This is a genomic window from Arachidicoccus sp. BS20, from assembly GCF_001659705.1.
GTDB lineage: Bacteria > Bacteroidota > Bacteroidia > Chitinophagales > Chitinophagaceae > Arachidicoccus.
On record NZ_CP015971.1, the window covers coordinates 2390199 to 2402522 of the forward strand.

The window sequence follows — 12324 nt, forward strand, 5'->3', positions numbered from 1 at the left end:
GGAATTCATTTATCTCCTTTCGGATAATTTTTCGGAAGGAGATTGTTTTGTGCATACATTCAGTTTACTTTCGGTAATATTACTCTTTTCCATATTCCCGATATGACCGCAGGAATCCATTTTTCCGCCGGGCAACGGCTCCATGCATTTGACATAAAGATTAAATCTTTTGCATCGTTATGCTGATTGGCATCTTTTAATTTAAACAAGAACAATGTAAACTTTGAGTATGGACAACCGGCAATTGCTCCTTCAACTAAAGATTGTCGCAGTACAACCGGCGGCGCGCTTAAGCTCAAATCAACGGCTTCTTCGGGTAAAATATTTTTTCCGTTTTCGGTACTATACAATTCTTTCAGCTTGTGCAGACTTGCTGTAAGATTGTGTACGGCAATGCCAATTCCGTGCATGGCGATAATATCATTGCCGGTAGCCTCGGCGAGGCATTTTTTTGCGCGGTTTGCTTTAGCTGCAAGCTGCCACCATAGCCATTTAAGAAGATTAGCTGTAACTGCGTCTTCGTGAAAAATAAGCGCGGCTTCCCATGTTTTTAGCGTTGCCTGAAATGCAGGGTTAAAAAACTGCCCGATAATCTGTTGGGCAAAGATGCCCGGTTCCAAGTCCTGGTTTTCATTGCGAATCCACTGTGCAACAGGTTCCAATTCATCTGTGCCTTCTGCCATGGCAGCCGCTTTTGCATTGAATAAGTCCCACAACTTCGTATGCCGTTGAATGCGTGCCGCATCTTGCTTCGGAAGCATGTGCGGAAAACGTGTGCCGTTATAAGACAAATTTTTTAAGGAGCGTTTTATTTTAAAGCGGTTGAGAAAGTTGTGCAGTTCGAACCGGCGGTCTATGTTTTCATCATCGTCCAAAGCGCGTATCGTGGCAGCATTATCGACAATAATAACATCTTTGAAAGGAAGGGATTTATTGATTTGCATTGTGATGATTTTTTAGATTATTCTTTCTCGGTAAGTTTCTGCAAGATTCACCCTCGTTCAAGGCTCTGTGTTTATGGTGGTGATGAAAAATCGTCAGCACAAATTTAGCACTAAATTTAATGTAGCGCAACGAATATCTTGTTCATATATTATGACAGCAAAAAGAAATAATGGCTGACCGGTGTCAACAAAAGAATCTGCTGAATGATTCCGCCGATGAAATCTACCCGATTTTTCTAATGAAAGTAAATTAATTCTGTATTTGCGGCAAAAAAGCAAAATAATCGCCGCATATTTGCGGTAAATAGTTCATATATTTACCGCAAAGTAATCTTGGGCAATGGCAAAATATATTTACGAGTATAAAAACTGGACAAATTTTTCGTGGAAAGACAAAGCTATTAATACCATCTTCGGCGAGGTTCGGTTAATGCAAGGTAAAATAATAGGGCAAATGAATATGCTGGGCTTTTCTGCTAAAGAAGAAGCCACACTTACAGCTTTAACTTTAGACGTGGTAAAATCATCGGAAATAGAGGGTGAATTACTCAATTATGACCAGGTACGTTCCTCTATTGCAAGACGTTTGGGCATCAATACCGCAGGTCTTGTTCCGAGTAGCCGCCACATAGAAGGCGTGGTAGAAATGATGCTTGATGCCACACAACGTTATATACTACCACTTACCGAAAAAAGGTTATTTGGCTGGCATGCGGCACTTTTCCCCACAGGATATAGTGGACCTTATCCAATAGAAGTAGGCAAATACCGTACAGGTAAAATGCAAGTGGTTTCCGGTGCAATGGGAAAAGAAAAAGTACATTACGAAGCTGTTAAACCTGAATTAGTAAAAAAGGAAATGGACAAGTTTTTGGATTGGTTTAATAATGACAATAGTCTTGACCCTGTATTGAAAGCCGCCATAGCACATTTTTGGTTTATTATCATTCATCCCTTTGATGACGGGAACGGCAGAATTGGAAGAGCGATAACCGATATGTTGCTTGCCCGTGCCGAAGGCAGCGGAGAAAGATTTTATAGTATGTCAAGCCAAATACTGGCTGAGCGTAAACGCTATTACGAAATTCTGCAAAAAGAGCAACACAGTCCCGGCGATATTACCGAATGGCTCGACTGGTTTTTACATTGCCTCAAAAACGCAATGGTTGCGACAGAAAATACCACACAAAGAATATTAGGTAAAGCAGAGTTCTGGAAATTGAATGAACATACGCCTGTCAATGAGCGCCAGCGTTTAATGATTAATAAACTCTTAGACGGATTTGAAGGTAAGCTACAAACTTCGAAATGGGCAAAAATCACAAAGACCTCAACCGACACCGCTCTCCGGGATATTAAAGACTTAATCGAAAAAGGAATCTTACAACAAACAGCCGAAGGCGGACGAAATGCCAACTACGAATTAGTAGATTTTAAATTTGATTAACAGGTGTGGAATGATAAATAATCATTCCTTTAAACTTCATAAAATGTATGATATTTCATGCATTTTTGCTACTTTTGTCCAAAATAACGGACATTTTATGTCAAACAAGAAACAAGTTGTTCTTCCTAAATATAGTATTTTACTTAAGCAAATGGGCGAAAACATAAAGCTGGCACGCAGGCGGCGTAAGCTTACCGCTGTACAAATAGCAGAACGAGCAGGCATTGCCCGTTCTACGTTAAATCTCGTAGAAAAGGGAGAGCCAAGTGTGGCTATGGGCGCTTACTTCAATGTTTTGCGCGTATTGGGCTTGCAGAACGATATCGTTAAACTCGCCGGAGATGATGATTTCGGAAGAAAGCTGCAAGACCTCGAATTATTAAAATAATCACATGGCAACAGGTAAAACCAGCATATATGTATTTGCACACTGGAAAGGAATGCCCGAGCCTAAACTAATAGGCACTTTAAGCGCACAAGCAGCTAAAGGAAAAAAGGCGTTCAGCTTTGAGTATGATAAAAGCTGGATTAAATCAGAACAGCAAAGATTGTTAGACCCCGATATTCAGTTTTTTTCAGGAATGCAATACCCTAATAATAAAGAGAATTTCGGAATATTTCTGGACAGTATGCCGGATACATGGGGACGGACTTTAATGAAACGCAAAGCGGCTCAGGCAGCAAAGGAAAACAATGAAAAGCCGCCTGTTTTATATGACATCGATTTTTTATTAGGTGTGTATGACGAAACGCGCATGGGTGCTTTACGTTTCAAAACAGCTATGGAAGGCGTATTTTTAGACGATAACGCCAATAACGCTGTTCCACCGATTTCTTCCGTCAGAGAGCTGCAATATGCTGCAGAACAATTTGAAGCAGATAAGAGCAATGAGGAGATAAGGCAATGGCTTAATATTCTGATTGCACCCGGTTCATCGCTTGGCGGCGCTCGCCCGAAAGCCAATGTAAAAGACGAAAAGAAGCAATTATGGATTGCCAAGTTCCCTTCAAAAAATGATACGGTGGATAAAGCTGCATGGGAGTTTCTGGCTTATGAATTAGCGCGCAAAGCCGGCATAAATATGTCTTTGTGCAGGATAGAAAAAATAAAAGGAAGACATCATACTTTTTTTACAAAACGATTTGACAGAGATAAAGAAACAAGAATACATTTTGCTTCTGCAATGACCATGACAGGAAATAATGAAGATACCATTCGTGACAATCCCACAAGCTATTTAGATATTGCAGATTTTATACAAACACATGGAGTAAACGTGAATGAAAATCTGCACCAACTTTGGAGAAGAATTGTTTTTAATATTGCCATTTCCAATACGGACGACCATTTGCGCAATCATGGTTTTATACTGACTGAAACAGGATGGATATTATCACCTGCTTATGACTTAAACCCATCAACGGATAAACATGGTTTGGCTTTGAATATTGATACGGACAACAATGCACTGGATTTTGATTTGGCAAAAAGTGTTGGCGCATTTTTCAGACTATCAGATATTCAGATGGATACAATTATCAAAGAAGTAACCAGCTCCGTAAAAAACTGGAGAATATTGGCAGATAAAATAGGCATATCAAAAAGAGAACAGGAATTAATGCAACCTGCATTCAATGTCTAAAGAATTGCATACATTTTCGTAAGACAACCACACCTAATCCTGGACAATCTGTTGGAGATAAAAAATTCAACTCTAAAATTAAAATCCAAAATTCACGTGTAATCCGGACAATGATAAGTGAATGGCCAGATTATTTAATCGCACCCATTAATTATGTAAAATAATTAACTAATAATCGGAATTATTCCGATTATTGTTCAAAAATATTGCAAATGAATTTCAGGGATATGATTTAAGATTATGCAGAAGAGCCTCATAGGAAGATTTAGCTATATACATACGACTTTTCCTTATTATTCTTTTGGCATTCAAAGCATACAGCTTACGCCAAGACAGGTAGCGCTGATTGCATCGCCGGAAAAAGCGTTATGTGATAAGATAATCATGACTTCGGGCATTTTTCTAAGAAGCATAAGACAGGCAAAGGAATTTTTAATAGATGATTTACGGTTGGACGAAGCCAAATTGCAAGAGCTCAATCAGAACGAAATCATTACATGGCTTGATGATGCACCTAAAAAAAGTAGTTTGGAAATACTCATAAAAACACTCGCTATTTTATGATACAAGAATGGATATAGGAATATAATCCGCAAAGCAAAGAAGATATTATTGCTGCACTGCGTGAGATTATGCAGGAAGTAGCACTTGCCAGGCTGCAAAGATAGATACATCTGCGAATTGAAAAACAAAAATGAGACAATCCAAACCGCCATTATATAAAGTCGCAAACAAACGGCTTATTTCCATAATATAACTGAAAGTCATTTGCCCTGGCATACAATGGAGGAACTACAAATCGTACACTGTGATTTGGACACCTTTTTCGTATCGGTAGAGCTTCTGATAAATAAAGACCTCGTGGGCAAGCCTGTACTGATCGGCGCCAAGACCTACACGCAATTGCGGGACATGGGCATCAGTAAAATCCGGACTTAAAAGGAAATGGATGTGGATACCATGCAGCGTGTATTAGGGCAGAACGGTATCAGCATCTGGAGCAACGCCAACGGCACCAAAGCAGTAAAAATATCCAATCCACTTGCATTTTGCAGAAAAGAAAAACATTTTTCCGACGATATATTTCCCTGATAACAACAAGAAAATCGTCGATACTTTGAATAATTTTTTGTCGGTTTTGCAAAAAATTATGGGAGTAGTATATAGTTACTTGTCCCTTCAATCCGCAGATACTACTTTTCATCTTTGCAACCTTAAAAAATGACGATGAAAACACAACATTCTTTACCGGATTTTGACCAAAGCAGGTATCGCGTTGTAACAATTGCCGACCTCATGGAATTCAAAAGAGAACTGTTCCGGGAAATAAAATCGTTACAAAAGAAGCGTCCGGTTATCCGGTAAAGCAGTGGATTAACAGCAAGGAATTGGTAATGTGGCTGGGGCTTTCCAAAGGCACATTACAGCATCTTCGGAACACAGGCGTATTGCCTTTCACACGAATAGGAAGCATTATTTATTACAACACGGATGAAATCGCGAAGATGATGGAAAAGCATACAATAAATAAGTTGTAATCATGAAAACAAAAACACAGTTTAGAAACATTTCAGACAAATCTGCGCTGCCAAAATTGCTGCACGTGAAAATATATTTTATCCAAAAAGATATGCGCGAAGAAGATGCGGAAAACTTTTTTCTCTTTCACAAAAAAGCCAATTGGAAAACAAAAAGAGGCAGACCGATTGCCAATTGGAGGACTGTCGCCAACGAATGAATTTGGGATTATAAACAATAAAAGGAAGTAAAATTTCTTTTTTTCAACCGCTACACCGAACAAAATAATCGTCCGCAACAGCAGACTTATTTAAGCAGATTTTCTGACTAGAAAACACCTTGAAAATAACAGAAGTCTTTCCGCGTGGAAGCAGCAAGATGAACGTTTGTCTACAAACGAATCTTACTCTTCTCTCCAAAGTCGGAAGAGGATTGTAAAATGCCTCTGAAATCGGCATTTTGTGTATGATATTCTTTTACGAGACAACGAAAATAATTGTAAAAAGTCAAATCCTTTACGGCAAAAACAATAATATTCTCGCCGCTATTTGACATACTTACTCAATAAAATTGCCCAAAACTTTTGTTGAAAAGGAGGCGGTTGAAAAAGAAAAAAACGCAGTAAGTGTTCAGAAATAGCAATCGTCTTCAGACAAAAAGAGGTTCAAAATTTTCTTTCCCGATTCATCGGGAAAGAAAATTTGCGTAAAGAATTATGCTTTTAAATGCAGTTTATGAAAGATTTTATTTAATGCTTTTGATATTTTTTCTTGCGAATCAGACTAAGGAAAACAGGCGTAATACCGAGATAAGAAGCGATATGTTTTTGGGAAATCCGTTGTTCCAAACCGGGATATTGCCTGCGAAAAAGTTCGTAACGTTCTTCGGCTGGCTTTGATAAATTGGACGTAATCCGGTGTTGATACAAATTGAATCCGTTTTGGATTAATATACGAAAGAAACGTTCGAGCTTGGGAACTTCTACATACAATTGTTCCAAATCTGCATAGCTGAAATAAAAAACTTCTGTGTTTTCCAACGCGGCAATGGTGTAAAACGCAGGCGTTTGTTCCGAGAAACTTACAATGTCGGCAAGCCACCAATTTTCGGGACAGAACAAAATATTGTGTTCTGCATTTTCAGCATCTTTATGAAAAATGCGCAGGCAGCCTTTGTTGACAAAATAGATATTTGCACACACTTTACCTGCCTTCAGTAACGTTGTATTCTTCCCGATTTCCTTGTATTGCAACTTGGACAGCACACGTTCTTTTTCTTCGTCGTTCAACGAAATGTGCATCGCAAAATTGTCAAGGATAAGCCCGTGCATTTTATTTTTTGATAAAGATAAAACGCACGGTTTACATTTTTCATTAAAAGAAACTGACAATGCGGGTCAGCTTATGTTCTTCGTTGAACTCGAAATAATCAAACCCTTCTTTTGAACCTTCGGGCAAATCAACTTTCCAAGTATAACGCCCGACATTGTGATGATAGTCTGGCTGCGTGAGCACATGAAAAACGCGATGCGGCGATTTTTCCAAAGACGTTGCGGCGAGTTCCGTAATGCCTTCCACACCTTTTACCAAAGCGTTATTCGGGTCGGTGTAAGTCGCATCTTCTGCCCAACACTTTGCGAAAGCGGCTTTATAATCTTCAAAATTTTGCTTGTTCCAGGCAGCTACATACTGCTCAATCATTTCTTCAATTGATGCTATCATTGTTATAAATTTTTTAGTGAAGAACAAATGTAGCAGGAGAAAAGACCGATGAAATTAAAGTAGTTTTATAAAATGACATACATAAGCGACATTTTTCATCATTTTCCACTTTATATTATTTCCATACAAGTACGAAATGGACGAAATGACCGCTTTTGAACATCCCTGCCTGTTTTGACCATCCATGAACAAAGAAGTTCCTTTCCAGCCATTAACCTGCCCTTTGATTGCGCTTTGATTGCCCTTTGCCTGCACTTTGATTACCCTGTGTAAGACTATTTCAGTACCGGATATTTCTGTTGCAAAAGCCTCCTGTGAAATTATTTTACTATGCCGATTATGAAAAACAAGCATTGCCATGTTTAATTTTCCAATCCTCCTAAAATTTTAAGTTATTGATTCTCAATATGAGATATTGGCAAATGGATGTTTCAGACGATTTTTCGTGAAATTTTTGCCAGTCGAAAAAAAATCAAATTTGCCACTACCTGCCGAAAATACGCTTATAGCTTTGTACCCGGAAGCGTAAGGTTTCTTAGAATACACGGAGGATAAGAAACACGGAGGCGAAAAGAGGCTTTGCATTTTTGGTGCGTGAGAAAACGAACTATGGCGACAGCAGCGAGGAACATCGAAGAGATTACCGCTTTCGCGGCGAGATGCTGAAACGAGTTCAGCATGACGAGTAAAACGCTTAAAAATATTATTCGCGAATAAACAGGCAAATGACCTAACGCCTGACAAGAAGCAGGTCCTAATGTTTAACCGCCATTGCGACACTTAAAATCGAGTGCATGGCATTTAGTTTTTTATTGTTTAATTATTAAATTGTTTTTTATGACAAATATTAGAAAAATCGCCCCTTTTGCTGCGATGGCAATGGGCGTAGTGCTGGCATTTGCCGCCAGCGCTTTTAAGCAGGTTCCGCATTCCAAGAGCGGAGATGATATGTACACGTTTCAGTATGACCCGGAAGGTACTTATACTGAAAGTTCAGTACAAGACACATCCAGCTGGCAATATACTTCCAGCCCTGTAACTTGTCTTGGTTCGGATAAAGCTTGTACAATTCAGGTATCGGAAGATTATGTAAACGTTCCGGCTACTCCGTCAGGTACACCTACGCTGAAAGGCAGTATCAACATCCAAGCTCAGCTTAACAGCAACGGACATGCATTTGTTGCAGGAACGGCTGATAATGATGCAATAATTGCCAATCAGCCTGATTAGTTAACGGACCTGCTTTTTTCATTGATAGAGGCTGTCTAAAAAAACAAGACAGCCTCTTTTTTATTTGCACACATAGACCTGATGGCATCATAGTGTGGTTGGTGCAATGCTCACAGCTTTTTAGACGCCCTCTTATTTTTAATTCTGCTGCATCCCTGTCCTATCAAGCAAAGAAGCAGATAATGGTAACGCATAATAATCTGCATTGGGCTGTAAAGTATATGTTTGTCAAATAGCGCGACATCCGCGCCGGTGTCATTATTTTTTCAAAATCAGAATATTTCATTTTTCTTTTGCCAATTAAAATATTTAAAGTACCTTTGTTACATCTTATTCCCGTTAGTCCCTGAAGTAATTCAAACTATCGGGTTTCGTTTTTATAAACCATACCTTTTTATGCTATTCTGCAAATTAACATTTTAATTTTGTATAAATGCAAGCAGAAAAAAAACATACTATTCGTAAAAATTCCAAAGTACAAAAAGTGGTACAGAAAGAAGAGGTAATTTATATTACCAAAAGTGAAATCCCTGTCGGTAAGTCTTTGTTTGCCGATAAATTAAAAAAGGTAAATGAAATGCTCGAAAATGCTATACTGATGAAGCATTAATACAATATCGCTTAGTTTTTAAAATGAATATATTATGCTCTCAATTATGAGGGCATTTTTATTTTATATGAAAGAATATGTTTAGATTTGAATAATCAAAGCAAAGGTTTGTGAGAAAAGATTGCGGGCAAGCTGCGAAAAATAACTAATAATAAAACAATTTTTGGAGATGCGCATTTTTTTTGAAGTTGGGTATATCATGCTATTTCGGGTGGGATATACGGAATGAACATGAAAGATTGTGCGTGTATTTGGGCATTGCCTGTAATGCCCAGTCCGTTTCATAGGACAATTTCGTTTTGACAGACACTTATTTTAAAATCATTTTTAATACTATAAATAGATAACTATGGCTTACGCAAATCATTCGGGGACTAAATGCCCAAAGTGCGGAAATTCAAGTTTTGAATTAGCTGAAGACTTCCCATCAAAAGCTAATTTCAAAATGTATTACATTAGGTGTGCTTCTTGCAACACCTTCTTACAAGCATTACCTTATTTCGATACCAATAGTAAAATAGAAGCACTACAGAATGACATAAATAAAATAAAAAGTAAGCTCGGTGTTTATTAGTAACTGACGTTTTATGACTGTAAGGATTTTCTAATCCAGTTCAACTTTCTACTGCCATGGCCTGTGCCCACACGGGCCGCATATAAAATAAACAGCGGTCGCTTCGCTACTCGCTGTTCGAGATTTGCAGTCCCGAATACTCAACTAATCAAATAAAATACAGAGCATATAAAATAATGGTTACTCTGGGGAAGTAGCATTTGAGGAAAGGGTCACACAGAGCGAGCAGCGGAAAAGAGCGATTGGAAGATTGATTTTTTTGTTTATGTAAAAAATGGTTGTTCGTTTTAATGAACTAAAGCAAGTATAGAGAAAAGTTTTGGAAGTTAAGGTTCGTGAGTAGCACTTTTCAGCTAAATATTTTAGTATTTTTGTAAACTTAATAATAAATAACTATGCCATTATTAAAAGAAAAAGGGCACAATATCGACTTATCGCATCTCGTCATTCATAAAGCCAACAAAGTTGCGGGTGAAAAAAAAGTAACAATCAAACTTGCAGATGAAGAACTAAAAATAAATAAGCAAGAAAAGTATTTTGTAGCTGATATTCGAGAAGCATTCCAGAAGAAATCATTGCCTACTTATGGAATTTTTGAAAATCAAGAAGTGTATAATATTTTTCAACAACAAATTTCAAAGTATAAAGATAAAGAGACAAACTTTCTAAATTTTACTAAGGAATCGATGAAATATTATGAACGCATCTTAAAGGATACAACTCAGGCGACAGGAGCATTTGTTGTATTTGCTGATTTCATTTTTAGTGACAATAATGACAGATACATCTTAATTTTTTCTATAAATAATAAGCAAGGGTATAATTTAAATGAAGATCAACTTACAGTTGAACAAATTAAAAATCTTGAATTGAATAAGTTGGATGTTGCTTCTATGATTAATATAACTAAGTGGCAGAAATCTATCGACAATGCAGAAGATATTAAAACATATCTATCTTTTATACGAGGAAAGAAAAACATATCTGCCTACTTTTTGAATTTCATTGGATGTGCGGATAAGTCTAATAATCATGAATCTTCAATGCGACTATTAAATGCCATAAATAAATATTGCACGGAGAAAAAATATGATAAAGGTGAAACTGAGACAAAGAAAAAGATTGTATTCGATTATTGTCACGATTCGATTAAAAATAAGAAAGAAATATTGCTATCACATATATCAGTACTAATTGATAGTGAGAACCCCGATAACTTCTCTATGTTTGCATCCGATGAAAAATATGGGGTAGGAGAAATAATAAAAGGAGATAAGAATGTGTTGAGAAGTTTAAAATTCATAAGACATAAAGGTGAAAATTTTAGTATAGAGTTCAATAATTCTTTGATAGGGAAAGATATAATCTATAATAAAGACAAACAACAATTGTTGATTAAGCATTTACCTGAAGACCTCATTAGTCAACTTCAAACCAATGGTTAACATATTATCAGATATAGTCGACATTATAAATTCTTTCTATCAAAATGAAAGCAATGATTCCTTTTTTCTGACCGTTGTATCCAATAATGAAAATATTGAGATACTTAAAAATATTAAGGGTTGCATAGAAGAAATACAGGATGTAGAAAAAAATATACTTGCGATAGATGATGTAAAGATTGGGGCTACTCTATCGGTTGAATTAATAAAATATCAAATTCAGAAGTTTGGATATTATGATAGAATTGAATCATTTATATTAAATAATAAATATTCGCATCCAGATGAATTTTATATCAAAGAAATAAATGTATTTTCTAACGAGAAAGACAGGAATGACTTTTTAAAAAATTACTTTTTACTTATATCACTTATAAACAATCTTGAATCATTAGCTAAATTTAAATTGGAAGATGATAACATGATTTTGTTCATAATGCAAGAAAAATCCGCAGTTGAATTACCGCTTATTTATAATCACGAAGCAGTAATCTCTATAAGTCAAGAAAATCGAAATTATATAGAGAAATTTATTGATGATTTAAACAGAGGTTATCAAGAAAGAAAAATAATGTATATAAAGGAGTTAATAGATTTCTTAAATGAAACTAATTTATCTCACAGATTTGAATATTTAATTAAATACTTCGATGTCTTTTATTTGCAATGTAAAGCGGCTTTTGAATTCTTTTTAAGTGATTTTTCATATAATAAATTAAAGTTAGAAATTGAAAACTCTTTATTAAATTTCTCAAAGAATATTCGTTCGATCATCAATGATTCGCAATCTAGATTAATCGCCATACCGGCAGCCTTTATTGTATCATATACACAATTAGATTTAATTAAAGCACTTTCTTTAAAAAATTTATTTGTTATTATAGCTTCTATTATTTTCTCGCTGTTAATTGAAATATTTATACGAAATCAAGAAAGTGCTCTTGATATATTAAATGATGACATAAATAGCTATAAAGAAACTTTTAAAATTAGAAATGCAAGTATAATTAATAACGAAAATAAAACCGTCGATAAAATTATTACAGATTCATTTACAAAAATTAATAGTGAATTAAGCAGACAGAAATGTTATCTCTCGTTCATAAGAATTGTAAATTGGAGCATTTCGATCTTTTTGGTAATATTACTTTTTTGCATTTGGAAAAATATTATCTCTTCAAAAATAATTTAA

Annotated in this window: 17 protein-coding genes; 12 read left to right on the forward strand and 5 right to left on the reverse strand. The window is 36.1% G+C overall.

All coding sequences use genetic code 11. The features are described 5' to 3' along the window. Nucleotides 1–59: 59 nt before the first annotated feature. Nucleotides 60–944, reverse strand: a complete 885-nt coding sequence (locus A9P82_RS10595) for a hypothetical protein (protein ID WP_066207651.1) — start codon at nucleotides 942–944, stop codon at nucleotides 60–62. A gap of 340 nt (nucleotides 945–1284) precedes the next feature. On the opposite strand from A9P82_RS10595, the gene A9P82_RS10600 reads away from it, so the two are divergent. The 8 genes from A9P82_RS10600 (at nucleotide 1285) to A9P82_RS10625 (ending at nucleotide 5772) form a co-directional block, all read left to right on the forward strand. Then, nucleotides 1285–2391, forward strand: a complete 1107-nt coding sequence (locus A9P82_RS10600) for a Fic family protein (protein WP_066207653.1) — start codon at nucleotides 1285–1287, stop codon at nucleotides 2389–2391. Nucleotides 2392–2488: 97 nt separating this feature from the next. Next, nucleotides 2489–2779 (forward strand): helix-turn-helix domain-containing protein, encoded by a 291-nt coding sequence (locus tag A9P82_RS10605; RefSeq protein WP_066207654.1) that lies wholly within the window; start codon nucleotides 2489–2491, stop codon nucleotides 2777–2779. Nucleotides 2780–2783: 4 nt separating this feature from the next. Further along, nucleotides 2784–4034 carry a type II toxin-antitoxin system HipA family toxin gene (locus tag A9P82_RS10610; RefSeq protein ID WP_066207657.1) on the forward strand — a complete coding sequence of 417 codons (1251 nt, stop codon included), beginning with the start codon at nucleotides 2784–2786 and terminating at the stop codon, nucleotides 4032–4034. Nucleotides 4035–4274: 240 nt separating this feature from the next. Then, nucleotides 4275–4598: a hypothetical protein gene (locus A9P82_RS10615; protein WP_066207660.1), complete on the forward strand. Its 324-nt coding sequence runs from the start codon at nucleotides 4275–4277 to the stop codon at nucleotides 4596–4598. 396 nt (nucleotides 4599–4994) lie between these two features. Continuing rightward, complete coding sequence (locus tag A9P82_RS15780; RefSeq protein WP_255363960.1) at nucleotides 4995–5126, forward strand: hypothetical protein; 132 nt, start codon at nucleotides 4995–4997, stop codon at nucleotides 5124–5126. 135 nt (nucleotides 5127–5261) lie between these two features. Next, nucleotides 5262–5399, forward strand: a complete 138-nt coding sequence (locus tag A9P82_RS15465; protein ID WP_156522666.1) for a hypothetical protein — start codon at nucleotides 5262–5264, stop codon at nucleotides 5397–5399. Between the two features lie 29 nt (nucleotides 5400–5428). Continuing rightward, nucleotides 5429–5572 carry a helix-turn-helix domain-containing protein gene (locus A9P82_RS15470; protein WP_156522667.1) on the forward strand — a complete coding sequence of 48 codons (144 nt, stop codon included), beginning with the start codon at nucleotides 5429–5431 and terminating at the stop codon, nucleotides 5570–5572. Between the two features lie 2 nt (nucleotides 5573–5574). Beyond that, nucleotides 5575–5772, forward strand: coding sequence for a hypothetical protein (locus A9P82_RS10625; protein ID WP_066207662.1), 198 nt, complete (start codon nucleotides 5575–5577; stop codon nucleotides 5770–5772). Between the two features lie 170 nt (nucleotides 5773–5942). Here the strand turns inward: A9P82_RS10625 and A9P82_RS15475 are convergent, their stop codons facing one another. From A9P82_RS15475 to A9P82_RS10640, 4 genes are all read right to left on the reverse strand, one after another. Beyond that, nucleotides 5943–6107, reverse strand: a complete 165-nt coding sequence (locus A9P82_RS15475; protein WP_156522668.1) for a hypothetical protein — start codon at nucleotides 6105–6107, stop codon at nucleotides 5943–5945. 193 nt (nucleotides 6108–6300) lie between these two features. After that, nucleotides 6301–6882 (reverse strand): Crp/Fnr family transcriptional regulator, encoded by a 582-nt coding sequence (locus A9P82_RS10630; RefSeq protein ID WP_066209840.1) that lies wholly within the window; start codon nucleotides 6880–6882, stop codon nucleotides 6301–6303. Between the two features lie 43 nt (nucleotides 6883–6925). Continuing rightward, a complete protein-coding gene (locus A9P82_RS10635) occupies nucleotides 6926–7273 on the reverse strand; it encodes a YybH family protein (RefSeq protein WP_066207664.1) in 348 nt (115 codons plus the stop codon). Between the two features lie 54 nt (nucleotides 7274–7327). Next, the gene (locus tag A9P82_RS10640) at nucleotides 7328–7633 is read right to left on the reverse strand and encodes a hypothetical protein (protein ID WP_066207665.1); all 306 of its coding nucleotides are present in this window, start codon (nucleotides 7631–7633) and stop codon (nucleotides 7328–7330) included. Nucleotides 7634–8110: 477 nt separating this feature from the next. Here A9P82_RS10640 and A9P82_RS10645 point away from each other — a divergent pair, with 477 nt between their 5' ends. The 4 genes from A9P82_RS10645 to A9P82_RS10660 all read left to right on the forward strand — a co-directional run bounded on the left by A9P82_RS10645 (nucleotide 8111) and on the right by A9P82_RS10660 (nucleotide 12324). Further along, a complete protein-coding gene (locus tag A9P82_RS10645) occupies nucleotides 8111–8503 on the forward strand; it encodes a hypothetical protein (RefSeq protein WP_066207667.1) in 393 nt (130 codons plus the stop codon). 433 nt (nucleotides 8504–8936) lie between these two features. Further along, the gene (locus A9P82_RS15480) at nucleotides 8937–9113 is read left to right on the forward strand and encodes a hypothetical protein (RefSeq protein ID WP_156522669.1); all 177 of its coding nucleotides are present in this window, start codon (nucleotides 8937–8939) and stop codon (nucleotides 9111–9113) included. Nucleotides 9114–10082: 969 nt separating this feature from the next. Then, nucleotides 10083–11132, forward strand: coding sequence for a nucleoid-associated protein (locus tag A9P82_RS10655; protein ID WP_066207669.1), 1050 nt, complete (start codon nucleotides 10083–10085; stop codon nucleotides 11130–11132). Further along, complete coding sequence (locus A9P82_RS10660; protein WP_066207671.1) at nucleotides 11125–12324, forward strand: hypothetical protein; 1200 nt, start codon at nucleotides 11125–11127, stop codon at nucleotides 12322–12324. The genes A9P82_RS10655 and A9P82_RS10660 overlap by 8 nt, the downstream gene beginning before the upstream one ends.